At 61.1% G+C, this 24,423-nt stretch carries 20 protein-coding genes and 7 pseudogenes; 10 read left to right on the top strand and 17 right to left on the bottom strand.

The window, feature by feature from the left end; translation table 11 throughout:
• Positions 1-58: 58 nt before the first annotated feature.
• Together ABIF91_RS44825 and ABIF91_RS44820 are read right to left on the bottom strand one after the other, a co-directional pair.
• A complete protein-coding gene (locus ABIF91_RS44825) occupies positions 59-976 on the bottom strand; it encodes a carotenoid biosynthesis protein (RefSeq protein ID WP_284282850.1) in 918 nt (305 codons plus the stop codon).
• A 307-nt stretch (positions 977-1,283) separates the two neighbouring features.
• Positions 1,284-1,640: a hypothetical protein gene (locus ABIF91_RS44820; RefSeq protein ID WP_284282849.1), complete on the bottom strand. Its 357-nt coding sequence runs from the start codon at positions 1,638-1,640 to the stop codon at positions 1,284-1,286.
• Between the two features lie 148 nt (positions 1,641-1,788).
• On the opposite strand from ABIF91_RS44820, the gene ABIF91_RS44815 reads away from it, so the two are divergent.
• Positions 1,789-1,923 carry a DUF3606 domain-containing protein gene (locus ABIF91_RS44815; protein ID WP_370164765.1) on the top strand — a complete coding sequence of 45 codons (135 nt, stop codon included), beginning with the start codon at positions 1,789-1,791 and terminating at the stop codon, positions 1,921-1,923.
• A 28-nt stretch (positions 1,924-1,951) separates the two neighbouring features.
• Here the strand turns inward: ABIF91_RS44815 and ABIF91_RS44810 are convergent, their stop codons facing one another.
• From ABIF91_RS44810 to ABIF91_RS44795, 4 genes are all read right to left on the bottom strand, one after another.
• Entirely contained in the window at positions 1,952-3,016 is a 1,065-nt protein-coding gene (locus ABIF91_RS44810; protein ID WP_011084514.1) for an IS630-like element ISRj1 family transposase, read from the bottom strand.
• Between the two features lie 55 nt (positions 3,017-3,071).
• A complete protein-coding gene (locus ABIF91_RS44805; protein WP_424579902.1) occupies positions 3,072-4,163 on the bottom strand; it encodes an IS630-like element ISRj1 family transposase in 1,092 nt (363 codons plus the stop codon).
• A gap of 296 nt (positions 4,164-4,459) precedes the next feature.
• Complete coding sequence (locus ABIF91_RS44800) at positions 4,460-5,686, bottom strand: IS91 family transposase (RefSeq protein ID WP_424579164.1); 1,227 nt, start codon at positions 5,684-5,686, stop codon at positions 4,460-4,462.
• The gene (locus ABIF91_RS44795) at positions 5,686-6,546 is read right to left on the bottom strand and encodes a tyrosine-type recombinase/integrase (RefSeq protein ID WP_035695117.1); all 861 of its coding nucleotides are present in this window, start codon (positions 6,544-6,546) and stop codon (positions 5,686-5,688) included. Before ABIF91_RS44795 ends, ABIF91_RS44800 begins: the two co-directional genes overlap by 1 nt.
• 230 nt (positions 6,547-6,776) lie before the next feature.
• Here ABIF91_RS44795 and ABIF91_RS44790 point away from each other — a divergent pair.
• Positions 6,777-7,553: pseudogene (locus ABIF91_RS44790) on the top strand (IS630 family transposase); the annotation flags it as partial.
• Between the two features lie 254 nt (positions 7,554-7,807).
• Positions 7,808-8,179, top strand: coding sequence for a transposase (locus tag ABIF91_RS44785; protein WP_424579901.1), 372 nt, complete (start codon positions 7,808-7,810; stop codon positions 8,177-8,179).
• A gap of 120 nt (positions 8,180-8,299) precedes the next feature.
• Here ABIF91_RS44785 and ABIF91_RS44780 read toward each other — a convergent pair.
• The 4 genes and pseudogenes from ABIF91_RS44780 to ABIF91_RS44765 all read right to left on the bottom strand — a co-directional run.
• Positions 8,300-8,566 (bottom strand): annotated as a pseudogene (locus tag ABIF91_RS44780) (transposase); the annotation flags it as partial.
• Positions 8,567-8,602: 36 nt separating this feature from the next.
• Positions 8,603-9,871 carry an IS256 family transposase gene (locus tag ABIF91_RS44775; RefSeq protein ID WP_038952271.1) on the bottom strand — a complete coding sequence of 423 codons (1,269 nt, stop codon included), beginning with the start codon at positions 9,869-9,871 and terminating at the stop codon, positions 8,603-8,605.
• Positions 9,872-9,971: 100 nt separating this feature from the next.
• Positions 9,972-10,226 (bottom strand): annotated as a pseudogene (locus ABIF91_RS44770) (transposase); the annotation flags it as partial.
• A gap of 161 nt (positions 10,227-10,387) precedes the next feature.
• Positions 10,388-11,517 (bottom strand): IS3-like element ISRj2 family transposase gene (locus tag ABIF91_RS44765; protein WP_424579913.1). Its coding sequence is split into 2 segments (ribosomal slippage): positions 10,388-11,265 and positions 11,265-11,517, totalling 1,131 coding nucleotides; the frame shifts between segments, so codons are not numbered across the junction.
• Positions 11,518-11,774: 257 nt separating this feature from the next.
• Between ABIF91_RS44765 and ABIF91_RS44760 the strand changes: the two genes are divergently transcribed.
• Positions 11,775-13,118 carry an IS1380-like element ISBdi2 family transposase gene (locus ABIF91_RS44760; protein ID WP_424578699.1) on the top strand — a complete coding sequence of 448 codons (1,344 nt, stop codon included), beginning with the start codon at positions 11,775-11,777 and terminating at the stop codon, positions 13,116-13,118.
• 590 nt (positions 13,119-13,708) lie between these two features.
• Positions 13,709-14,083, top strand: coding sequence for a 6-carboxytetrahydropterin synthase QueD (gene queD, locus ABIF91_RS44755; protein WP_051393948.1), 375 nt, complete (start codon positions 13,709-13,711; stop codon positions 14,081-14,083).
• Positions 14,084-14,195: 112 nt separating this feature from the next.
• On the opposite strand, the pseudogene ABIF91_RS44750 reads toward queD, so the two are convergent.
• The 4 genes and pseudogenes from ABIF91_RS44750 to tnpC form a co-directional block, all read right to left on the bottom strand.
• Positions 14,196-14,547, bottom strand: a pseudogene (locus tag ABIF91_RS44750) (DDE-type integrase/transposase/recombinase); the annotation flags it as partial.
• 31 nt (positions 14,548-14,578) lie between these two features.
• Positions 14,579-15,505 (bottom strand): annotated as a pseudogene (locus ABIF91_RS44745) (IS256 family transposase); the annotation flags it as partial.
• On the bottom strand, positions 15,460-16,029 hold the full coding sequence (locus ABIF91_RS44740; protein WP_035718258.1) for a YecA family protein: 570 nt from the start codon (positions 16,027-16,029) through the stop codon (positions 15,460-15,462). The gene ABIF91_RS44740 and the pseudogene ABIF91_RS44745, both read right to left, overlap by 46 nt.
• 44 nt (positions 16,030-16,073) lie before the next feature.
• Positions 16,074-17,615 (bottom strand): IS66 family transposase, encoded by a 1,542-nt coding sequence (gene tnpC, locus ABIF91_RS44735; protein ID WP_424579912.1) that lies wholly within the window; start codon positions 17,613-17,615, stop codon positions 16,074-16,076.
• A 178-nt stretch (positions 17,616-17,793) separates the two neighbouring features.
• Between tnpC and ABIF91_RS44730 the strand changes: the two genes are divergently transcribed.
• Positions 17,794-18,123, top strand: a complete 330-nt coding sequence (locus ABIF91_RS44730; protein WP_035696893.1) for a hypothetical protein — start codon at positions 17,794-17,796, stop codon at positions 18,121-18,123.
• On the top strand, positions 18,120-20,210 hold the full coding sequence (locus tag ABIF91_RS44725; RefSeq protein ID WP_424579900.1) for a recombinase family protein: 2,091 nt from the start codon (positions 18,120-18,122) through the stop codon (positions 20,208-20,210). Before ABIF91_RS44730 ends, ABIF91_RS44725 begins: the two co-directional genes overlap by 4 nt.
• Here the strand turns inward: ABIF91_RS44725 and tnpB are convergent.
• Positions 20,198-20,506, bottom strand: coding sequence for an IS66 family insertion sequence element accessory protein TnpB (gene tnpB, locus ABIF91_RS44720; protein ID WP_157783827.1), 309 nt, complete (start codon positions 20,504-20,506; stop codon positions 20,198-20,200). The genes ABIF91_RS44725 and tnpB overlap by 13 nt on opposite strands.
• Positions 20,496-20,948: an IS66-like element accessory protein TnpA gene (gene tnpA, locus ABIF91_RS44715; protein ID WP_060913208.1), complete on the bottom strand. Its 453-nt coding sequence runs from the start codon at positions 20,946-20,948 to the stop codon at positions 20,496-20,498. Before tnpA ends, tnpB begins: the two co-directional genes overlap by 11 nt.
• Before the next feature lie 76 nt (positions 20,949-21,024).
• On the opposite strand from tnpA, the pseudogene ABIF91_RS44710 reads away from it, so the two are divergent.
• Together ABIF91_RS44710 and ABIF91_RS44705 are read left to right on the top strand one after the other, a co-directional pair.
• Positions 21,025-21,141: pseudogene (locus ABIF91_RS44710) on the top strand (IS110 family transposase); the annotation flags it as partial.
• Positions 21,142-21,173: 32 nt separating this feature from the next.
• A pseudogene (locus tag ABIF91_RS44705) lies at positions 21,174-21,273 on the top strand (transposase); the annotation flags it as partial.
• A 473-nt stretch (positions 21,274-21,746) separates the two neighbouring features.
• On the opposite strand, the gene ABIF91_RS44700 reads toward ABIF91_RS44705, so the two are convergent.
• Positions 21,747-23,021: a glycosyltransferase family 4 protein gene (locus tag ABIF91_RS44700; protein WP_050995308.1), complete on the bottom strand. Its 1,275-nt coding sequence runs from the start codon at positions 23,019-23,021 to the stop codon at positions 21,747-21,749.
• A gap of 524 nt (positions 23,022-23,545) precedes the next feature.
• On the opposite strand from ABIF91_RS44700, the gene ABIF91_RS44695 reads away from it, so the two are divergent.
• The gene (locus tag ABIF91_RS44695) at positions 23,546-24,421 is read left to right on the top strand and encodes a hypothetical protein (RefSeq protein ID WP_028153754.1); all 876 of its coding nucleotides are present in this window, start codon (positions 23,546-23,548) and stop codon (positions 24,419-24,421) included.
• Positions 24,422-24,423 lie beyond the last annotated feature (2 nt).

The raw sequence follows: 24,423 nt of genomic DNA, 5'->3' as shown, positions 1-24,423 counted from the left end.
CAGCTCTCCCGCCGCCTGCGCCTTCGGAATTATAGGTCGCGCAATCCAGCTGGCTACATCAATCGGTGCCGGCGCTCTTTCGACTTGACGCAGTTGGCCGGCTGTTCCAACTCGTTTGGCGCAGGAGATGCAGTGCTGCCAGCACAGCCGTGAAGACCATCGTCAACAGCAGGATCGCCACAGTGGCTTCGCGGATGTCATGAACCCGCCAGCTATACCCCCTGGCGTCGACCGCTCGACCTGTTTGTCCAATTATCCATGGCACGATATGCGTGAGGCCGGCGCTTACGTAAAAAAGGATGCCAATCGCTGGTAGCTTAGGGCTCATCCTTGGATACGGCTGGAGGCAGCTGCGGCGGAGATAGAGCGCGAAGGCGTAAAAAATCAGCCATGAGGTAAGCAGCCAACCAAGATAGTTGGAGAGAGGAACACCGAATACCCCACCGCCGTCGTGCCATATCCAGACCTTGGCGATTGTCGCGTTGGGGGCATCCATCACAAGATCCCATTGGGTCATCACGAACGCAGCGACGACGGGCAGGGCGACCAAGTTGAAAGGGCGATGGAGCTGACGGTCGGCGCCATCAAGCAGAACCGACGCGACTACCCAGGAAAAATAACCGGCTCCGAACCATAGCGGTCCCACAATAATCGGAATCAAGCCGACGTGCAACAAGTTCGGTCCTACCTCGAAATGATAGATGCCGAATGGAAAGCCCGTGGCGGTGCTGAGATTTTCCATCGCAAATGCAATTGCATTGCAAGCAACGAACAGAACCAAGGCTCGCCGTGGACCATAGTCAAAAGTGGCATGGACCAGCGCGCAGCCAATGAAAATCGCCGCGAGCGCTTGCGCAAGCGGGGTTGGATTCCAGGAAAACCCAATTGCCGCAGCAAGGATGCCAGCGATGGCCAACCAAAGCGCGGGCTCCTGCCGCGCCCAGAATCTGCTGCGGGCAACATTATCTAACGTCATTGCGCATGGTTTCCGTCGGCTGAGCGAGCAATCAACGGCAACGCAGTTGCGTTGACTATCCACCCTATCTATTGCCAGAAAATGGCACTGCTTGGTCTCTTCTGAACCTTGGGAATATTGCCGAAGAGATCTTTTCTCTCCTTAATCTACCAAGCGTATGCGCGCCGATAGTCCGGTATTAAGAATAATCGCCCCGCCGAAAGTTTGCTCACCTCGGAGGGAATAGTGCGCGATCGACCCTATTTCGCGCTTGGAGAATTGCTTGCCTTGCCACAGATGACGGACCCGCTTTAAGTGATCTTATCTCTCAGCCTTCGCTGAACGGTTTCGACCAGAGCCGCTCCGCGAAATCCAGATGGGACTTCACTACGTCCGAGGGAGTTTTGGAATTGGCAAGGTTTTTCAGAAGATTGGCCTGAGCGTGCAGAGAGGAAGCAGCCAGCTTTGACCCGTCCTTCAATGCCGCAGCGAACAGGTCTGTTGTCTCTTCGAGAGATTTTTTCCATTCTGGAGGCGCAAATGAATGGCTTGATGCGGCCCTCGCTGATTCTCCCACATCGTGCGTAGTGCCACCCGTTCCAGAGGCTGATGCCTGGGCGGCCCGTTCGGGCTCTGGATCTGTCTTCCGTTCGCGTTTCTCGTATTCGGGGCTTCTCACGGGCATTCAACGTCTCCCCATCTGAACAGGATCGCAGCGCTGCGTGGTCTAGATCCGACCAAGAGACTTCGGAAAGTACCACAAGCGGCAACATGTCGAACCTATCTCATTTGGTAGCACTTGCTCAATCGGGATCGCTTAAGCGGATACTCCGATCAACCTGAACGAGGATTGGGAGAAGGAATACTGGAAGAAGTCTTTCAACATGTCCGGTCAGCAGTTGGCTGGCGCAGTTCGAGCGGTGGGCACCTCAGTAGCCAAAGTCAAAAAGCACCTGAGCGAGAAATAGTCACACGACGCCCCGCTAGTACCCGGAATCAGAGCTGAGTGATACGGCGGCCTTTGAAACGGCGTTGACGGACCTTTTTCTTGGTCCAGACGAAGGGCTCGGCTCTGTCGTTGTATGCGTTGACGTAGGCATCGATGTGTTCCTGAAGCTGCTTGAGGCTCGTGAAGGAGGTGCCGCTGAGCGACTGCCCCTGCAAGATGGAAAACCATACTTCGACCTGATTGAGCCATGACGCACTTGTCGGCGTGAAATGAAATTGCACGTTGGGGTGGGCCTTGAGCCAGTCCTCGTTCTTTTTATGGGTGTTGAGGTTGTCGAGGATGACGTGAAGCTTGCGGTTCGGAAAAGTCGCGGTGACGCTGTTCATGAAATCGAGAAACTCGACGCGGCGCCGGCGTTTTGAATGGGTCGCGATGATCTTTCCGGTGGCGACTTCGAGCGCCGCAAACAATGTTGTGGTGCCATGCCGCTTGTAATCGTGGCTTTGGCCGGTCAAGGCGCGGCCATTGGGCAACTTCAGATAACCCTGCGCTCGCTCCAAAGCCTGGATCGAGGGCTTCTCGTCCACGCACAGCACAATGGCCTTCGCCGGCGGCGCGACATAGAGGCCGACAACATCGGCGGCTTTGGCCGTAAAGTTCGGGTCGTTGCTCTCGCACCAGGACTTGCGAGCCACCAGGTCAATCTTGTGGCTGCGCAGGAACCGCCAGACATATTGGACATCGACATCGCCCAGCGCCTCGGCCAGCAGGGGGCCGGTCCAGCGCGCAAACCCTTGCGGTGGCGGCTTATCCAGCAGCTTCAGAATCCGCTTGTCGGTCGTCTTCGTATAGATCGGCTGCTTGCCAGGCCGCGGCTTGTCTTGCAGCCCTTCAAGGCCATGGTCGGCATAGCGATGCCGCCAAAGGCTGACAATCCGCGGCTGGACCCCAACTTCCTTGGCGATCGACCGGGTGCTGCGCCCATCCGCCGCCAACAGAACTATCCGCGCCCGCTTCAAATCGCGCTGCAACGTCACCGGTGAGCGACAGCACGCCTCAAGCACCTTGCGATCTTTCCTCGAAAGGTGGACTTCTCTTGCTTCGGGTATCATCCCGACCTTGAATCACGACTCACGTTCCAAGAAAAGTGGGTACTAGTACCCGGAATCAGAGCTGAGTGATACGGCGGCCTTTGAAACGGCGTTGACGGACCTTTTTCTTGGTCCAGACGAAGGGCTCGGCTCTGTCGTTGTATGCGTTGACGTAGGCATCGATGTGTTCCTGAAGCTGCTTGAGGCTCGTGAAGGAGGTGCCGCTGAGCGACTGCCCCTGCAAGATGGAAAACCATACTTCGACCTGATTGAGCCATGACGCACTTGTCGGCGTGAAATGAAATTGCACGTTGGGGTGGGCCTTGAGCCAGTCCTCGTTCTTTTTATGGGTGTTGAGGTTGTCGAGGATGACGTGAAGCTTGCGGTTCGGAAAAGCCGCGGTGACGCTGTTCATGAAATCGAGAAACTCGACGCGGCGCCGGCGTTTTGAATGGGTCGCGATGATCTTTCCGGTGGCGACTTCGAGCGCCGCAAACAATGTTGTGGTGCCATGCCGCTTGTAATCGTGGCTTTGGCCGGTCAAGGCGCGGCCATTGGGCAACTTCAGATAACCCTGCGCTCGCTCCAAAGCCTGGATCGAGGGCTTCTCGTCCACGCACAGCACAATGGCCTTCGCCGGCGGCGCGACATAGAGGCCGACAACATCGGCGGCTTTGGCCGTAAAGTTCGGGTCGTTGCTCTCGCACCAGGACTTGCGAGCCACCAGGTCAATCTTGTGGCTGCGCAGGAACCGCCAGACATATTGGACATCGACATCGCCCAGCGCCTCGGCCAGCAGGGGGCCGGTCCAGCGCGCAAACCCTTGCGGTGGCGGCTTATCCAGCAGCTTCAGAATCCGCTTGTCGGTCGTCTTCGTATAGATCGGCTGCTTGCCAGGCCGCGGCTTGTCTTGCAGCCCTTCAAGGCCATGGTCGGCATAGCGATGCCGCCAAAGGCTGACAATCCGCGGCTGGACCCCAACTTCCTTGGCGATCGACCGGGTGCTGCGCCCATCCGCCGCCAACAGAACTATCCGCGCCCGCTTCAAATCGCGCTGCAACGTCACCGGTGAGCGACAGCACGCCTCAAGCACCTTGCGATCTTTCCTCGAGTTCTGTGAGGTCGCGCTCACGCGAGGGCGCGGCAAGCGCTTGTAACGCGACCTCATTGAAGCCGGATTGAACGAAGCCGCGGGAGAATATGCACGGTGGTGCGGCTATGGGGATAGTTTGAGATCGCGGGTTGCTATCGGCAGACTGCGGAGCTGACGCGGCGACGTTTTGGTTGCGCAATGGCGGCAACTTGAGACAGAGAGCATTTTACCGGCTGTAGCGATCGATGGCCCGCTGCATCGAACAATTTCCATCGCGCTGTTTGGCCGCACGGATTCGGCAGCGTCTGCGATGATCGAGACGATGGGATCATAATGACGAATGACGATCTTCGTGCACGGTATAAGTTGGCTCACGATGTGTCGCACCGGTACGATTGGGTGGGAGCGCCGGAACAGCTGAAGCTGTGTCGAAAGCGCTCGATGATGCGCATGACGCCACCACAATCAGGGCAGGCGGGAGCCTTGGCCCACGTCAGAGCGTCCGAATCCACAGGCGACGGCTCGCCATCGTTTGGCGGTGTCCGCTCACGATCGAGAAGTTTGCGGCAAAGAGCAAGTTTGGCAGCGCGATGGCCGTTGGCCATGAAGCCGAAGTGGCGGATGCGATGGAAGCCATCGGGCAGCGTGTGAAGAAGGAAGCGGCGGATGAACTCGTCGGGCTTGAGCTTCATGATCTTTGTCGCGCCATTCTGGCGGTAGTCCTTCCAGGTAAAGGCGACGTGATCCTCGTCGAGGGCGACGAGCCGGCTGTTGGCGATTGCAACGCGATGGGTATAGCGGCCGAGATAGGCCAGCACCTGCGCGGGGCCGCCGAACGGCCGTTTGGCGTAGACGACCCAGCTGATGCGCCGCATAGCGACGAGGTGAGCTGCGAAGGCGGCAGGCTCGGCCAGGGATGCGAGATCGCCGAAGAAGTTCAGGGTGCCGGCGTCGAAGGCGGCGGTCAGACGTTCGAGGAACAGGCGTCTGAACAGCCGGGCGAGCGGTTTGACGGCCAGGAAGAAGTTTGGTCGGCTGGCGATCCAGTGCGCGCTATCGGGCGAGAGGCCGCCGCCCGGCACGACGCAGTGGACGTGGGGATGGTGCGTCAGCGCCTGCCCCCAGGTGTGGAGGACGGCGACGACGCCGATCCCGGCGCCGAGCCGGCGTGGATTGGCGGCGAGCGTCGACATTGCCTCGGCGGCGGCTTTGAACAGGATCGCATAAACGATGGCCTTGTTCTGAAAGGCGATCGCGGCGATCGGAGCCGGCAGTGTGAAGACGATGTGGAAATAGGGAACCGGCAGCAGGTCGGCTTCTCGCGCGGCGAGCCACGCGGCTCGGGCTGGCCCCTGACACTTCGGACAGTGCCGGTTGCGACAGGAATTATAGGCGATCCGCGTCATGCCGCAGTCGTCGCAAGCCTCCATGTGGCCGCCGAGCGCCTCGGTCCGGCACGCCACGATCGCGCTCATCACGCGCCGCTCGACCCGACCGAGATGACCGGCATGTACACGGCGATAGGTGTCGCCATGCCGGCGCAGAATATCGGCGATCTCGATGGCGGGCCTGTTGCAGCGGCTGTCGGGGCGGATCATCACCCGCATCCCGCCGCGGCCAGCGACAGGCGATCGAGCGGGCTCTGCGTCGCCCGGATCGTATCGGTGGCGACCTGCGTGTAGCGCGCTGTCGACGACAAATTATTGTGCCCGAGCAAGACCTGGATGATCCGGATATCGGTTCCGTTCTCGAGAAGATGCGTCGCGAAGCTGTGGCGCAGCGTGTGGAGCGTGACGCGCTTGGTCAGGCCCGCAGCCTTCACCGCCGACCGACAGGCGGCGTGCAACACGGTCTGATCGATCGGATGATCTTCGTCACGACCAGGGAACAGATAAAGCCGCGGCCGGGCGAGCCGCCAGTACGTGCGCAGGATACCCAGCAGCTGGGGCGACAGCATCACGTTGCGGTCCTTCGCCCCCTTGCCGTGGCGCACCTGGATGACGCCGCGGGCGCTGTCGATGTCTTCGATCCGCAGTCCCGCGACTTCGGAGGCCCTGAGTCCGGCCGCATAGGCCGTGGTGAGCGCGGCGCGGCTCTTCAGGCTGGACACGGCCTCGAGGAACTGAACCACTTCGTCGGCGCTGAGCACGACCGGCAGCTTGCGCGGTTCTCGCGCATAGGGAATGCGCTCCGGGATCAGTGCCTCGCCGAGCGTGACGCCGTAGAAAAACCGTAGCGCACAGACGATCTGGTTCAGCGCCGGCCATGAGATGCCGGTCGAGACCAGATGCACCTGGAAGGCGCGGACGTCTTCCAGCTCTAACCGGTCAGGCGATCGGCCAAAATAGCGGCTGAACTTCGAAACCGCGCTGATGTAGGATCGTTGCGTCGCCGGCGACAGATTGCGGACGGTCATGTCTTCGATCATGCGGCGGCGAAGAGGGCTCAAATCGGCCATCTCATACTCCTGTCTGAGGGGGTGGGCTCCAACACCCACATCCTCTCAGCCAGGAGGCGATCTACGCCACCTTGCCCCTCACGCCGCGGCAGCGGCTTCGTTCAATCACGACTCACGTTCCAAGAAAAGTGGGTACTAGTGTCCTGAGTCACAAGTTCGCAATCGTAGATTCGCAGTAGATTCGCGTCGCCGTGCCAAGGATAGAGGCTGCAGCAGCGACGGAGGATCTGATGGCGGTCCAGCAACTTGCGCCCCTAACATTGAGCGATGAAGAGCGTGCCGAACTGAAGTCGCTGACGATGCGGCGGAAGACGGCGCAGGCGCTGGCTCTGAGAGCCCGGATAGTGCTGGCCTGTGCGGAAGGCGGTCAGAACAGGGAAGTGGCGGCCAAGCTGGGGCTGGACCGGTCGACGGTAGGTAAGTGGCGGCGGCGTTTTGTGGGACGGCGCGTGGACGGGCTGCATGACGAGCCGCGCTCCGGGGCGCCACGTACGGTTGACGATGCCCGCATCGAAGCCGTGATCGTGAGGACGTTGGAGAGTTGCCCCAAGAACGCCACCCATTGGAGTTCCCGCGACATGGCGAAAGCCAGTGGCCAATCGGTGTCGACGGTGCAACGCATCTGGCGGGCCTTCGGGCTCCAGCCGCACCGGATGGAGACGTTCAAGCTCTCGACCGATCCAATCGTGGCCAAAGTGCGCGACGTTGTGGGCCTCTACGTCTCGCCACCGGAGCACGCCATCGTTCTATGTGTGGATGAGAAATCCCAAATCCAGGCGCTGGACCGCAGTCAGCCGATGCTACCGATGCGTCCCGGCCAGCCGGCCCGAAGAAGCCATGACTACACCAGGCACGGCACCACATCGCTGTTCGCCGCCCTCAACATTGCGAGCGGACGGGTCATCGGCAAGTGCTATGGACGCCACCGTGCTGCTGAGTTCCGCAAGTTCCTCGACCAGATCGAGGCTGCCGTGCCGCGTGAACTCGACGTCCATCTCGTCATGGACATGTGTGGACGCCCCCGTTGATGCAAGAAGAATCTTTCGAAGAGCGCGGAGCGTGGTCGGGTGCTGACATGTGTCCGGCCTTTTGCTGCGGCTGTCACATGCCGCTGGCCCGTATGGGAGTTCGCGGAACGGGTCCAATTCAACTTCGCGTGCTCGAGGCGCGTATCCATGATGTGGTTTTCCCATTCCTGCGAGGGTGTCAGTAACTCGGTGTAAGATGGTTTCTGTGAGTTTACCTTTGACAGGAGACTCACATGGCTCCGGATTTTTCACCTGAGATTTTGGACCAGCTTCTTGCCGGGGGCAGCCTCAAGCCAGAAGACTTAGCCGGCGAAGACGGGCTTTTCAGACGACTGAAGAAGGCGCTTCTGGAGCGCGCACTGGGTGCGGAACTGACCCACCACCTTGGCTATGAGAAGGGCGACCCGGCGGGCCGCGGGTCGGGCAACAGCCGCAACGGCACAAGCAGCAAAGCGCTGTTGACGGACGACGGCGAGATCGAGATCGTGCCGGCATCCATTGGCGACGACCGGTTGCATGGACGGCCGCAATGGGCCAGTTTGCCATCCAGTTCGGCGAGCGCTTTGCAGGCTCAGCGGACTGACCCCATGGGGTCAGTCCGCTGACCCCGCAAACCCCTCACAGAGACGCTCTTACACAAAACTTCTGACACTCCCATTCCTGCTCGTGACCGTGCGCCATACTCTCCGGTTGACCTTCTCACACTCACGGTCCCTGCCGCGGAACTACTTCGCCGCAGCCGGAGCCCGATAGGTTCCGCCTCTCGCCATCAATGCCCAGACGATGCGCGCCATCTTGTTAGCGAGGGCGACGATCACCAGCATGGGCGGCTTGAGGGCAAGCATGCGCGCAAGCCAAGGATCCGCTGTCGAGCCTTTGCGCATTGCCCAGCGCACGGCCGCGCTCGCGCCGATGATCAGCAGTCGTCGCAGGGTTCGTTCGCCCATACGTGACGTCTTGCCGAGCTTCTGCTTGCCTCCGGTGGAGCGCTGCAGGAGCTATGGCTGATTTTGGGTGACGCGGCCTGATCAGGCGGCGTGGCTTTCAGTGTTCGGAATGACTTCGATTCCGTCGATGAACTTTACACCGGCGATGACTTTCGGCAACTGGTTCGTGCTCTTCAATCGCCGCCAGGTCTTCGATGCGGCGTCGATGAGCTTGAACACCATCAGCTTCGCAGTTTGTTGCGACAGCGATCCCTTGGTCCGCACCGTTCGGTGGCGCACCGTGGCGAAGACGCTCTCGATCGGGTTCGAGCTGCGTAGGTGGATCCAGTGCTCAGCAGGGAAGTCGAAGAAGGCGAGCAGCGCATGGCGATCCTTGATCAGGCACTCCACCGCACGTCCGTATTTGACGTGGTATTTCTCGACGAAGACGTCGATCGCGGTTTCAGCTTCGGCCCGGTGTGGGGCCAGATAGATGTTCCGCAGGTCGTTCTTCATGGGGCCCTGCACGGATTTGGCGACCTTGTCGAGTACGTTGCTCACTTTATGGCACCAGCATCGTTGGTGCCGCGTGCCGGGAAAGGCCTCGTCCAGTGCCTTCCAGAAGCCGAGGGCGCCGTCGCCGATGGCGAGTTGCGGGGCAATCCGTAACCCGCGTTGCCGCAGGTCGATCAGGAGTTCGCGCCAGCTCTGCGCGCTCTCGCGCACGCCGACCTGGAAGCCGATCAGCTCCTTCTTGCCTTCCGGCGTGGTGCCAATCAGCACCAGCATGCATTCGCTGTGATCTTCCATGCGGGCCTGCAGGTACACGCCATCGGCCCAGATGTAGACATAGCGACGCGCCGACAGATCGCGTCTCTGCCAGCGTTCGTACTCGACCTGCCAATCGGCCTTCAGGCCGGCGATCACCGAAGGCGACAGGTTCGGCGCATCCTTGCCGAGCAGCGCCGAGAGCGCCTCCTGGAAGTCGCCGGTCGAGATGCCGCGCAAATAGAGGACCGGGATCAAGGCATCCAGGCTCTTCGTCCGCCGCGCCCATAGCGGCAGGATTGCCGAACTGAAGCGGAGGCGGTCGCCTGGCCCGCTCGCTCCGCGGTCGCGGACCTTGGGACGAGCGACCTCCACCGGACCGATGCCGGTCGCAATCTCGCGCACCGGACCGTGCCCATGTCGGACCAGGCGCGCTCGACCGTCGGGCAGCGTCAGATTGGCCGTGCTGGCCAGAAACGCGCCAACCTCGATCTCGATCGCCCTGGCAAGCAGGTCCCGTGCGCCGGCACGAACGATATCGGTCAGTGGATCATCAACCGCGGACGGCTGACGGAAAGCAAGAACATTGGTAGTCTCGGTCATGGCGTATCGCTCTCCTCGAGAGGTTCTGGCAGGCTCGTCACCCGCCTCGATACGCCGCCTTCCTCACACCGTCATCACCCAGATTCCGCCATAGCTCGCGCTGCAGCGGGGTAAGCCCCAGCCATGCCGCAAAGTCGCGTCCCCTCCTGAAGGCCTGGGCTGTCGGCGCCAGGGCAACGAGCGCCGTAGCCGTGATCGGCCCAATTCCTGGGATCGTCATTAGCCGCTTCGCTTCGGCATCCTCCTTGGCGCGCCGGGCGAGCTCTCGGTCGAGCAGCGCCACCTTCTCGTTTAGGGATCGCAACTGCTCGACGAGCAGCCGTAGGATCGGTCTAGCCAACTCAGGAATGTCGGTATCATGGCTGATGATAGAGCTGGCCCCGGTTGTTTGGACAGCGCCCCGCTGGATTTAAGTGGATTCCTGCCGGGTTATGCTGAACGCGGGGCTTTACGGTTTTGTCGTTGCGTCGGGAGGGCGTAGCCCGACCAGAGCGACGACAAAACCGTCGGCGACGGTCATGCGGCCATCACCATAGCTTGCGTGCCGAAGTAAGCCTCGTCGGGCGTGCGCCCGTCAAGGCTCGAGTGAGGGCGTCCCTGATTGTAGAAGGCCAGATACTTGGCAATTGACGCTCGCGCCTCGGACACGCTGTCGTAGGCGCGGAGATATACTTCTTCGTATTTGACCGTGCGCCAGAGCCGCTCGACAAACACGTTGTCGCGCCAGGCGCCCTTGCCGTCCATGCTGATGGCGATCTTCGCGTCCAGCAGCACATCGGTGAACTCGAGGCTGGTGAACTGGCTGCCCTGATCCGTGTTGAAAATCTCGGGCCTGCCGTGCTTCGCCAACGCCTCCTGGACCGCTTCGACGCAGAAGGCCGCCTCCATTGTGATCGAGACGCGATGGGCCAGGACCCGTCGGCTGAACACATCGACGACCGCCGCGAGATAGACGAAGCCACGCCGCATCGGAATGTAGGTGATGTCCATTGCCCACGCATGGTCGGGCCGCTCGATCTTCAATCCGCGCAACAGGTACGGGTAGATCTTGTGACCCGGAGCCGGCTTGCTCGTGTTCGGGCGACGATAGACCGCCTCGATCCCCATGCGCTTCATCAGCGTCGCGATGTGGCGGCGACCGGCGTATACGCCCTCCCGCCGCAGCAACGATCGCAGCATACGCGCTCCCGCGAAGGGATAATCGAGATGCAGCTCATCGAGCCGACGCATCAAGGCAAGGTCCTCGGTCGAAACTGGCCGAGGTTCATAGTAGACCGTGCTGCGAGCCAGCTTCAGGACCTTCGCCTGGCGCACGATAGAAAGATCATGACCGCGGTCGATCATCGCTTTGCGCTCAGCAGGCCCGCCTTGGTGAGCGCGCCGGACAAAAAATCGTTTTCCAACGCCAGCTCGCCGATCTTGGCATGTAACGCCTTCAAATCGACCGGCGTCTCGGCCGATGTCTTGTCATGCCCAAACACGCCGGCGGCGCCTTCCAGGAGCTGGTTTTTCCAGATCGTGATCTGGTTCGGATGAACATCAAACAGTTGCGCCAGCTCCGCCAGTGTCTTGTCGCCTTTGACCGCAGCCAAAGCAACCTTCGCCTTGAATGCCGGAGAATGCGTCCGGCGGCTCTTCTTCGTCATCTTCGCTCCTGATTCGCAGCAAGAATCCTCGCCGCTGTCAGGCAGAAAATCCACTCAAGCTACTGTCCGAATTTGCGGGGCCAGCTCTATATCGATAGTTGGATGACGGTGCTGGACAGAATTGGGTTGGTGTCTAGCCCGTCTTATTCGTAAGAGTGCGCCTGAGGGCTGGCGAGCGTGGTGTAAAGCGCTGATGCGGCGTAGGATTCGGTTGCGAAGCCACCCCATCACCTTCAACCGCGAACGCCACGCCCGCCATGACCGACGATACGATTCCGCCCTTCTCGTTTCCAGCCGTTCACGCCAAGAAAGTCACAGCTGCCTTCGATGGCGGTCGCCTGACCTCGAACGGGGGCGTGATGCTTCTGGCGATGGCCGAGCGGCGTCTCGGCTTGGCCGACAATCTGGCCCGGGTGTTCCCGGATCGGCGCGATCCGACGCGGGTCGTGCACAGCCTTGTCGATATGTTCCGCGCGCGCATGTTCGCGATCTGCTGCGGCTACGAGGACGCCGACGACCTCGATCATCTGCGGTCCGATCCCGCATTCAAGCTGGCCTGCGGACGGCTGCCGGACACGGGCCGCGATCTGTGTTCCCAACCGACGCTGTCGCGGCTGGAGAATGCTCCGCGCCTGCGCGACGTGATCCGACTGACCTACATTTTGGTCGACGCATGGATGGATAGCTACCCGCGCGAGCCGGCATCCGTCACGCTCGACATCGATGATACCTGCGATGTCGTCCACGGCCATCAGCAGCTCTCGCTGTTCAACGCTCATTATGACGAACGCTGCTTCCTGCCGATCCACGTCTACGACACGGAGAAGAGCCGTCCCGTGGCGGTCGTGCTGAGGCCCGGCAAGACGCCGGGCGGCGTCGAGGTGCGTGCCCTTCTGCGCCGCCTGGTACGGCATATCCGCACGCGGTGGCACAACACGCGAATTACGTTCCGTGGCGACGGGCACTATGCCCGGCCGGAGGCCATGGCGTGGTGCGAGACCAACGGCATCGACTACATCTTCGGTCTGTCCGGCACCAAGCCTCTCGCCAGAAAAGTCGACGAGGTCGCCGACGACATCCGCACCCGACGCGCCATCGAGAACCTGCCGGTTCTGCGTGGCTATACCGAGACCCGCCACAAGGCAAAGTCCTGGGATCGCGAACGGCGCACCGTCGCCCGTATTGAGGCGACGATGCTCGGCCTCGACATCCGTTTCGTCGTCACCAGCCTCGATGTCGGCTCGGCCGAGTGGATCTACGACAGCCTGTATTGCGCGCGCGGCCAAGCCGAGAATCTGATCAAGCTGCATAAGACGCAGCTCGCCTCCGACCGCACCAGCTGCCGTTCGGCGCTCGCCAACCAGGTCCGTCTCGTGCTCCATACGGCCGCTTATTGGCTGATGCTGACCGTGCGCGACGCCATTCCCAAAGTCCGGGAATTGGCCGCTGCCGAGTTCGCGACGCTGCGTCTTCGGCTCTTGAAAATCGCCGCCCGTGTCGTCGAGACCACGAGCCGCATTCGCCTTGCGTTTGCCGCGGCATGTCCCGAAGCCGACCTGATCTGCGGCTTGCCCGGCGCGCTGCTGCCGCTCGGTCCTTGACCGGCGGGGCGTCCGCCCCCGTTCGCCCAACCCATCCCTCAAGCGCGTTGCAAAGTACCGGTCGTCAGGCGGCGAAAAGCCGAAGGCAATCCTGTGCGCCTCGTCAGACAAGATGTGCGGCCGCATCAATCGGGCCCAAAAGCCGCACTCTCACGAATAGGACGGGCTAGTAACTGTAAGCAGCAACAAGCTCCGCTGAGCCGCATCATTACGTGAGATCGTATGGAATTCAGATCGCAAGGCGATGTCAGCTCTCTCAGTGAAAGCAAAGCCCCGTTGCCTGGATCACGTAGCGAACGCGATATTGGCGAAATCCTTCAATGCCGCCATTGTCGAAGATCGTCGTAACCGCGCGGCGCCTCGCTCTCGTGAGCTATGTTGGCAGACCGGGCAACATGCCTCGTAGAAACGTAGGACTCGGCCACACGGATGGTGGTTGGCCCGCCAAATTGACATGGGTCAATGCGGTGCCAGCCGATTAAGGCCACGTGGTCCTTGCCGCCGGTAGCGCCATTACAGGAGGCGACTTGCAGCCCCGCCTCAGCTCCCAAGAATCCCACTCAGGAGCTGGGGCTTGGATAGCGCTGCCAATGCAGCACACCCTGGACAAGGTTCTTCGCGTGAGAATTGCCGCAGAATATAGCTTTGAAGCCGCCCACCGCTTGCCGATGGTGCCCGTGGATCACAAGTGCCATCGGCTACACGGTCATAACTATAAGGTCGAGGTCTCAATCATCGGAGAGTTGGATCGGCGCGGCTTCGTCATCGACTATGCCGAACTTGATGCCGTGGTCCGGCCGATCATCAACAGCCTCGACCATCGCTACCTCAATGAGATCCCCGGCTTGGAAAACCCCACCAGCGAGATTCTGGCTGAATGGCTCAAAGACCGCATCGGAGCCAAGATTCCGTTCATCCCGACCGTGCGGATTTACGAAACGCTGCGCTATTGGGTTGAGGCGTAACGCCCTCAAAGCGAAAGACTTTACGGCGATCGCGCGAAAGCGAGGCATCAATTTCCGCGGGGTAGCTGCGCGACGGCTCGCCGTAACTTAATTTCGATACACCGCCCGCAGATCAACTCGCCGTCGCGGCGGCCGGCGCGAGAACGACGAGGGTATCGTCAACTTGATCGACCGTCGAGCTGAAGGAGGCGATTCTCAAAGGTTCGAGATTCGGCGATAGCGCTTGTCGTGGAGATTTCGCGCCAAGTCGCAAAGGCTCGCTCGCGCGAAACACGACGGAAGTCGGCGGTGACGGCTCCGGGATAGGGGATGTGGAAAAGGTTCGCGACCTGATCGTGAACGGACAGAAACCGTTGAGCCTGACGGGACGGCTTGAATCGCTTCACGATCCGCTCGCGTCGCCGCATCGGCTGATGAGATTTCTCGGCCCGATTGTTGAGAGCTTTGTGCTGGCGATGTTCGACGAGCTATGCGGAATTTTGGGTGACGAGGCGATCAGGCGGCGTGGTTTGCCGGCATGTGGATGACCTCGATGCCGTCGTTGAATCTGACACCTGCAATCACCTTCGGCAACTGATTTGTGCCTTTGAGCCGCCGCCAGGTCTTTGATGCGGTGATAACCAGCTTGAACACCATCAGCCTGGCGGTCGTTGACGACAGCGATCCTTTCGTCCGCACGGTTCTGTGCCGCACGGTCGCGAACACGCTTTCGATGGGGTTGGTCGTGCGCAAGTGATCCCAATGCTCGGCCGGGAAGTCGTAGAAGGCGAGCAGCGCGTCGCGATCCTTGGCGAGGCATTCGACCGCCCGGCCGTACTTGGCGCGGTATTTCTCGGCGAAGACGTCGATCGCCACTTCGGCGGACGCCCGGCTCGGCGCCCAGTAGACCTCGCGCAAATCCTTCTTCATGGTGGCCTGCACTGAGAGTGGGACCTTGTCCAAGGCATTCACGGTCTTGTGCACCCAGCAGCGCTGGTGCCGCGTGCCGGGAAAGATCTCGTCGAGCGCCTTCCAGAAGCCGAGTGCGCCGTCGCCGACGGCGATTTCCGGGGCGATCTGCAACCCGCGCTGTTTGACGTCGATCAAGAGCTCGCGCCAGCTTTGTGAACTCTCTCGGACGCCGACCTGGAAGCCGATCAGTTCCTTCTTGCCTTCCGGCGTCGCGCCGATCAGCACCAGCATGCATTCGCCATGGTCCTCCATGCGGGCCTGCAGGAAGACGCCGTCGGCCCACACGTACACGTATCGCCGCGCCGACAGATCGCGCTTCTGCCAACGCTCGTACTCGCCGTGCCACTCCGCCGTCAGCCGGGAAATCACCGCAGGCGACAGGTTCGGTGCGTCGTAAGCGGTATGAGCTACCACGTCCGCGGTGATCAGCGTGCGTAGCGGATCGGCATCCAGTATTGGCGCAAGGCCTCGACGGCCGCTGGGATGTCGGCGTGAGCGTTAGGCAGAAAGTTTCTGGTCTCGCGACCGCTTTGTGGCGCTCCGAGCAGCGGACGGCTCTGATCATCGCGACTGTGCAGCAGGATGGGCAGCAGCAGGCCGTGAGTGACGTTGGCGGCGTCCAGCAGCGGCGCCCACGCGGACAGTCTGAGCTGCATCGCGGCATAGAAGCCCTGGCACCACGGGCGCGGATCGATATCGCCATTGACATCGCGCCGGTGTATCGGCTCGAACCGATCGGGCGCGGTCGAGAGGGTGTTGCTGATGTCGTTGTGGCGCAGCGCGACGGCGGAGATCGCGGCGAACTCCGGCGTGCCGCCGTGGTTGAAAGCGTCGGCGTCGATCGCGAGCAGCGGGCAGATCCAGTCGATCGGGCTCATTGACACCGGTCCGGCGACGATCGCGGCGGCATGGCCGTCGAGCATGGGGATGCTGGTGGCGACAGGATGGCGATTGGCGCGAGCCTGGAGCCATCGCTCGAGTTCCGTAAGCGGCATCGTAGCTGACGTCACCGACGATGCTGTTTTATGGCGACGCGGGCTCATGCGGCAGCCTGTGTGGTGCGATGGCGCGCCGCCTTCCAGTTCCAGGCGAGCAGTTCGTGCAGCTGATGGCTTTTGGTTCGCCCGGACACGATGCGCTCCAGCACATCGGTCAAGTAGGACTGCGGGTCGAGTTCATGGAGTTTTGCCGTGTTCACGAGCGAAGCCAGGATCGCCCAGCTCTCGGCGCCGCCTTCGCTGCCACTGAACAATGAATTGCGTCTTCCCATGGCAATCGGGCGCATGGAACGCTCGACTGTATTGCTGTCGACCTCGACACGGCCGTCGCGGAGGAACAGTGTCAACCCGTCCCAGTGATTGAGCGCATAGTTGATCGCTTCTGCCAGCTTCGACTGTGAGAAGAGCTGGTCCACCGTCCCGGTCAATCGCGCCTTGAGTGCCGCCATCAACGGTGCGCTCCTGGTGCGGCGTGCGGTCCTGCCACGGATCTCCGCTTCGATAGCATAGACTGCCTGCAGGCGTTCGATTACCTCGCGAGCGAACGGCGACTGGGTCGTCTTGTACACCTCGACGAATTTGCGGCGGGCATGGGCGAGACAAAAGGCGAGCTGGATCGCGCCGCCATGATGGCGGGCGAGCGCCTTGTAGGCGGCATAACCATCTACTTGCAGAATGCCGGAAAAACCCATCAATTGTCCGGCGATCTCCTCCGTGCCGCGGCCGTTGGCGAACACGTAGGCAACCGCCGGCGGCGAGGGCCCGCCCCATGGCCGGTCATCCATCGCATGCGCCCAGAACTGGCAGATGCGGGTGCGATGTCGTCCAGGATCGAGCACCGGCATCGGCGTCTCGTCGCAGAATACGCGCTGTGCAGCCTGGATCATCCGCAGCTGGAGTTCGTAGAGGCTCTTGAGCCACCAGGCGGCACGCTTGATCCAACCGGCGAGTGTCGCACGGTCAAGCTGGATGCCCTGGCCGGCCAGGATCTGCACCTGCCGGTACAGCGGCAGATACCAGGCGAACTTCGAGACCACCACGTGGCTCACGAGTGCCGTCGAGGCCATGCCGCTCTCAATCAGGCGTGGCAGTACCTTCGCCTGGACCACGCCATCGGTGCAGCTGCGGCAGGCGTACTTGGGACGGACCGTCCGCAGCACCTGCAGCATCGCCGGGATCACGTCCAGCACCTCGCTGACGTCCTCGCCAATCTTGTGAAGCTGGCCCTGGCAGCACGGGCACGCGGTCGCCTCCGGCTCCAGCACCTGCTCACAACGCGGCAGGTGCTTGGGCAGCGCACCGATGTTGCGGCGCGCTCTCCTGCGTGGTCTGTCGGGCGACTTCGCCGCGGGCGCATCGTCGTTGGCCGGTGCAGGCCGTGTGGCGTCGGTTTGAAGATCATCCAGCTCGAGCGCCAGTTGCTCGTCGACGAGCACCGCAAGCCTCTCCGAACGCTTCCCGAAGATCATCTCCCTGAGTGTCTGCATGGCCACGCGCAGCTTCTCGTTCTCGGCATCAAGCGCGAGCACCATCTCGGTCAGAGACGCCGGGTCGGTCGGGAGAGCGTCGGGACGAATCGCCATGATCAGACGATACATGCGCGCGCTCCATGCTCCAGCGAACTCCTCTCCTCTCACCCAACAACGGCCAGCTGCTTCACAGGCTTGGGCGAGACACGCGTCCACTCCAACCCGTCAAGCGAGGGCACATCGAAATATCCCCTCTGGGGAGTCTGACGAATCACCTGCCATCGAAGTTACAGTGTTCGAACCGACGCATCCGCTGTTCGGCCGCACGTTCCGCGTCATTCGCCGCTCGGTTCATCGTGGCGGGGGCTTCCCGCTTTCGTACGAGGTCGAATATCGAGACGGTGCCAGCCTTTTGATTCCGGTCGCGGCGACCGAACCACGGATGTCGATGGAGAATCGAACGAAGCTGAGCGTCGAGGCACTACACGATCTGACCTCTCTGGTTGAGCAGCTCGAACACGATGCCGATCGATCCAAAAGACCTTTGGGCCACGCTGTCAACGACACTGCAGCGCCAAATCGTCAGCGAGGTCGCCGCGGTGCTGGCGGAGGCAAGTCATGAACTCCGAGCTGATCAAACCGATACACCTGGCGCGACGGGCGGTCGTGTACATCCGGCAATCGACGACCCATCAGGTGGTGACCAACCAAGAGAGTCTGCGATTGCAATACGCGCTTCGCCAACGCGCCATCGAGCTCGGCTGGCCCGAAGCTGGCATCGACGTCATCGACGCTGATCTCGGCATCAGTGGAGCGTCGGCGGCTCAGCGCAGCGGCTTCAAGGAGTTGGTCGGACGTGTTGGGCTCAAAGAGGTTGGTCTGATCCTGTCGATCGACGTGACGCGCCTCGCCCGCAATTGCTCGGATTGGTATCCGCTGCTCGATATCTGCGGGCTGCACGGCTGCCTCATCGCCGACCGTGACGGCGTCTATGACCCTGGCAGCGCGAATGGTCGACTGCTGCTTGGCCTAAAGGGGACGATATCGGAGCTCGAGCTCCATACGATACGTAGTCGATTGACGGCTGGTCTTCTTGCCAAGGCGGAGCGCGGTGAGCTTGCGCTCACCTTACCGATCGGCCTTGTCCGCGATCCGTCTGGCGTCGTCGTCAAGGACCCGAATCTGGAGGTGCAGGAACGGCTCGAGCTGTTGTTCGAGACCTTCCTAAAAGTGCGCACCATTGCCAAGGTCATGCGTGAGTTCAACGACCGTGGTCTGGAGCTGCCGCGCCGCGATCGTCACGGCGATCTGCAGTGGGCGCGGGCGACGACATCCGCGGTCGCAGCGATTCTGAAGAATCCTGCCTATGCGGGCGCCTTCGTCTACGGACGGACACGACTGCGCCGACCGTCGGACGGAAGATTGCCGACGAAGGTGCCAAAGCCGATCGAGCAATGGCGGATCATCGTCAAGGACCGCTATCCTCCCTATATCGCCTGGCAAAGCTACGAGAAGATCAGGGGCATCGTCAGCGACAACCGAGCAGAATACATGCGCAACAAGACCAGGGGTGCTCCACGTGAGGGCGAACTACTGCTGCAAGGCATCGCATGGTGCGGAAGATGCGGTCACAAGATGTACGCTCGCTACAAGGGGGGAGCCGAGTACGTCTGCAATCACTTGCATTCGCATCAAGGGCTGCCGGCATGTCAATACATCCGTGCTCGCCGCGTCGACGCCGCCGTGGCGCAAGCGTTCCTCACAGCGCTGGCGCCGGCCGAGATCGACGCATTGTCGTGCGCTCGTCGCGCTCAGCAACAGGCGTACAAAGCAATGCAGAGCGGTGCCGAGCAGCAGCTCGAACGCCGGCGCTATGAAGCAGCGCTCGCCGAACGTCAGTTCCACCGCGTCGATCCTGACAACCGGCTTGTCGCCGCCGAACTCGAGTGCCGTTGGGAGGTGGCTCTGAAGGAGGTCCGAGTGGCAGAGGAGGCCCTGGCCCGTTTGAAGTCTCCCCAGGCTATCGCTCAGATCACCGTCGGCAACAAGGTGCTGAACGACAAAGTCGTCCGCCTCTCCGGCCGTCTGCCTGAGATCTGGACGGACCCGGGCACGACCGACGCGAAACGCAAGGCGCTGCTGCGCTGTCTTATTGACAAGGTGATCCTCGACCGCGGCGAGCACGACGTCGTCAGAATGAGGATCGTCTGGCGCGGCGGAGCCGTCACCGACATCGAGGTAAAGATGCGCGTCAACTCAGTAGCCGATCTTACCCAAGGCGCGGAGATGCGAGAACGCGTGCTTGAGCTCGCCCGCGCCAAGATGCACGACGACGAGATCGCTGCCAAGTTGACGAGCGAAGGACACCGGTCACCAAATTGCCCCGACAAGGTGCTGCCGATCACCGTTCAGCGCATTCGCTTGCACGCCGGCCTCAAGGGGCTTACCGAGCAACGTACACGATGGCGGCATTCAACCGACTTGCTCAGCGCACAGCAACTTGCAGGCGTATTGAACATTCCCGTGAACTGGCTCTACGTCCAGATCAGGCAAGGGCGCCTTTTGATCGATCGTCATCCTTCCGGCGCACATCTGTTCTCCAACACGTCGCGCGTGATTGAGGCTGTTCGAAAACTACGCAATCATGAACTCGATCAGCTCGATCTCAGAATCACTGAGCCTCACGAGGAGGGGCATCAACATGCGTAATCGAGCAGCACCGAGAGTTGAGCATGAGATAGCGGCATGACGCCTTCCTTGATCGGCGGCCAGGTGAACTGCCCCTCGATTCTTTTGTAGTAAAGGACAAGGCCGCTTCCGTCCCAGGTCAGGATCTTCACGCGATCTCGGCGCTTGGACCGGAAGACATAAAGTCCGCCGTCGTACGGATTGGCCCCAAACGCCTCGCTCACCAGCATCGCCAGTGAGTCCATCCCCGACGGAAATCGATCGGCTGCGTCGCGATCCAGATCGACAACCCAGGTCGGAGCCCGATCATCGACCAACCGTCCCGACTGCCGCAAGCACCTCGCACAGCGCCCGCCGGTCGACCGTCCCCCTGACACGGATGCGAACCGCGCCGACTTGGATCTCAATTGCTGCCTGCTCTTCGCGCGACGACAATTCGCCGCCGCAGCCAGTGATCGCGACCGGCACAAAGCCAGGTGGCACATCTCCGTCCCGGCGCTCCGCGAGCTTCACCCGCGTGGTCTGACGACGCCACAGAAACAACAGGCTTGGGCTGATGTCGTGTCCTCGTGCCACCGCGGACACGCTTGCACCCGGCGCGAAACTCTCCGCGACAATCGCCGCCTTCGCATCGGTCGACCAGCGCCGACGCCGGCCCGTCCCGGTGATGATTTCGACACGCCGCAGCGTGTCGGCGCCGTGTTCGAGGATAGGCGTATGCCTATCCTTATCGCTATTCTTACGACTATCCTTCGACATTGTGACCTCGCGACCAACCATTCCGCGAGATCTTCTAGCCGACCAGATCAGCCCTTAGCGCGTGGTCCCTGCATGACGCTCACACACTAACAAGGTCACCGTCGCCTTGGCGGCAAAGATTGCGCGGATCGCATGGGTAGTGATGACTAAGCCCGGCGCAAGCTACGAACGGCGGGATCCGGCCTTTAGCTGATCCCGTTTGTTCCAGCCTGCGAGGCTCGTGAACTTGTGCCACGTCAGAACTCGAGTGGTGGCAAAGAGCGGCTGGGCCGCATCACGAAAATGGGCGATCGCACTATCCGCCGGCTCCTCGTCATTGGCGCTATGTCCACGACACTCTGGTCGCGGGGTAAGCAGAACTTCGCTCAAAGTTGGCTGGGGCGCATTATCGCTCGCAAGCCGATCAAACTCGCTGCAGTCGCCCTGGCCAACAAAATGGCGAGGGTCATCTGGGCAGTGATGACGCGAGAGAGACCTACCGCACGGCATAAGTATCGGCCGGCCGGACCAGCCGGGTCCTGGCGGTCGTGGTGCATCGGCGCTGAATGGGAAGATGACGCGACAGTGATAGACGAGATTGGGACACCCAGTAGACCTGTAGGCGCCCTAAGCGCGTCAGTTTGTTATGGATCCGATCCGCGGACCTCATCTGGGCCGGCGGCCAAACGTGCCGCCTCTTACGTAGGCCGGGCACATGCAAGCCGCCAACTTTTCGCGCATTGCTCAAACAAAACCCTTGCACCGCGGCAGCCATCCACACATGCAGGTCTGGTCAGAAGTGCGGCTCATTCGGCGGCTTTATGCGTCATTGCAACCGGCCGGTGCGTAGACGCAAGTGCCGCCCGGAGGAGGCGCACCCAGTCTTTGATTCAGAAGAAGACGCATCCGCGGCACGCAGACCTGCTCCGCATCATAATGATCAATCACGTGGTGGCGGGCGGCCGCGCGCAGCTCGGAGAACCTTGTTGGCTGCGCCAGCGCGTCAATAATCCGTTCAGCAAGCTCGTCCACCGCGAAAAATGGGACAAGCAAACCGTTGTCGCCGGAGCGGATGATCTCGCGCACCGGCGCCGTGTCAGAACCGATCACTAGGCATCCCGCACTCATCGCTTCCAACATCGACCAGGACAGTACGAAAGGGTAGGTAAAATAGACGTGTGCGGATGATACCTGAAGGGCTGCAATGAAGGTTTCATACGCCACGCCGCCCAGGAAATGTACACGGGATAAGTCGAGGCGATCACGCACCTCAGCAAGGAAGGTTGACTTCCAGGTCGTACCCGTCGGTGGCGGCAGACCGTAGGACACGCCACTCCTGCCGATGATGATGACTTGCGCGTTCGGCCGGCATCTCAAGATCTCCGGCAGCGCCCGCATAAAGATATGGTAGCCCCTCAGCGGCTCGAGATTTCGCGCGACAAACGTCACGACCTCGTCGGAAGGGCGAAGGTACTGGCCATTCGGTAGTGTCAGGCGCGCGTGGGGGTTCGGCCGCATGCGCAAAGTGTCGATGCCCTCATGGATCACGTCGATCTTGCTTTGATAATGTGGGGGAAAGGTGGATTTCTGCCATCTCGTTGGCGAGATCCCCATTTCGCAATCCTCGAGCGCGAGCAGAGTCGTCGCATTCTTCACGTGAAGCCCAATGTGGCCATCAAGTCCGGGCACCGGAAATTCCGGGTCAAACCCGATGTCCCGCCCCTCGGCCCCGTAAAAGAATTCGCAATAAACGAGCAATCGTGCCTTTGGAAAGATGGAGCGCAACGGCAGGGTCTCGCCCCATCCGGGGTGTGCGAGGATCAGATCAGGCGAGAACCCGGACATCTGTAAGCTCGAAAGACTGTACAGCACCTGCTCCGCGCGCCGACACTCTATATCGAAGCGTCGCGCAAACGGATGCGTTCCCGAGATATCAGCTTTTGGAAGTGCATATCGGATCAATTTGACGGATGGAAGCGATCTTGAAGTCGGCGCGCCGACGGCAACAAGTTCAAAGCCAGGCTCCCTGGCTAAGGCAGCCACTATGTTGCGGTACTGAGCCGGAAAATTGTTGTGAACGAACAGAATTTTCATCGGCAAGGTCTGGGCGTGATCAACGCAAATGGGTGCAATCGGCAGTTCCCGATCCTAAACTGCTGTATCACCTTCGGCTCTCCAGGGCTCGAATTGTATTTTGCTGTCACAGATTAGGTGAACATGACAAACGCATGACAGCTTTGGTTGTTTCCCTCCCGTGTTGTGTTTGATAAGCTGCTTACATGCGGTTGGACTGTGAGCATTCTGATGAGTACCAAGCAATCCCACGTCAACTCTGAGTCACAATGCCGCCGTTCCCACTTGATCGACGCCGATGACATCGCTGGTGTTATCGCGCTATTGAGGGGCGAGAATGACAGGCTTCGTCAGATAGCGGAGCTGCTCAGCGCAGAAACTGAATACCTGCGCCAATCTCTGTTGCCGAATTGGTGTCCCCGCCATTCGCTTGAGGGGCCCTTCCTAAGGAGGCCGGTTCGTCGCAGCGACGCTCCGAATCTCAGGCGATCACGCAGGATCGTTAAGTCGAGAAGAAATTTATCTCGTTCATCTGATTGGGGGCAATGATGGCCGATGTTGAGCAGCAGAAAGTCGTAAGCCTAGATCGGGGACTCTTCTTCGTGAGCTACAAGAGTGCGGACGATCTCGCTTCGCCGCCGCGCGTGACGGTTGTACCGACGCGGGGACATGAAGAGCGCATGGCGCTCATCATGCATCCCGACGCAACCGAGCCGACACTTTGGGAGCCGAATGCGGGTCTGATGGTTCGGGTCAACACACCCGGCATGTTGCAGATTCAGGTTGAGCCGATGCGACCCGGGGGATCGCGCGCGGCGATGGTTCGTATCGAACCGATTCAGTCCGGCCGAGCGCCGCTCGCTGCGCAAGGTGAGAGCGCGGCCGTGCATGCAAATGTTGCAGTGGACGGTATCAAGATCCTCGGACACGTCGCAGGTCGCGGCGATGTCGTCGTCGCGTCTAACGCATGGATTGCAGGTCCAACGGCGCCATCGCGCATCGAAGGAATTGCCCTTGAATGGCAGGAGAAGCCGGCGGGTCTCGATATTCGCTATGCGGTCCAATTCCCCATTGGCCAGGCGGGGAGCGGCAAAATGGTGTTGCTCGGGACCTATGCGGGCACGCGTGGACGAGCCTTACCGATTACAGGGGTCGTGCTGCAAATCAGTGGCGCCGGGGGATTCGAGTTCGTGGCGGAAGCGACGTTCTTGAACGCGCCGACCTTGCGCGCCCTCGGCAAACGCGTCGTGCTGTCGGGGCCGACCGGCCGCGAGCCTCTGGTTGGCATTCGCATCGGCATCAACCGGTTAGCAGCCCCGGACAATATCGTCGTTCCCGCAAAACCGTCACCAAAGCCGGTCGGCTCCAGCCGGGTCCGCGTCTTCCGCAGCCGGGCGCGCCAAGAGAGCTCCATCGGCTAGAG

This window comes from Bradyrhizobium sp. USDA 241 (assembly GCF_049739505.1).
GTDB classification, from domain to species: Bacteria; Pseudomonadota; Alphaproteobacteria; order Rhizobiales; family Xanthobacteraceae; genus Bradyrhizobium; species Bradyrhizobium liaoningense.
The sequence above is the reverse complement of the archived record's forward strand: the minus strand, read 5'-3'. Positions and strand labels throughout refer to the sequence as shown.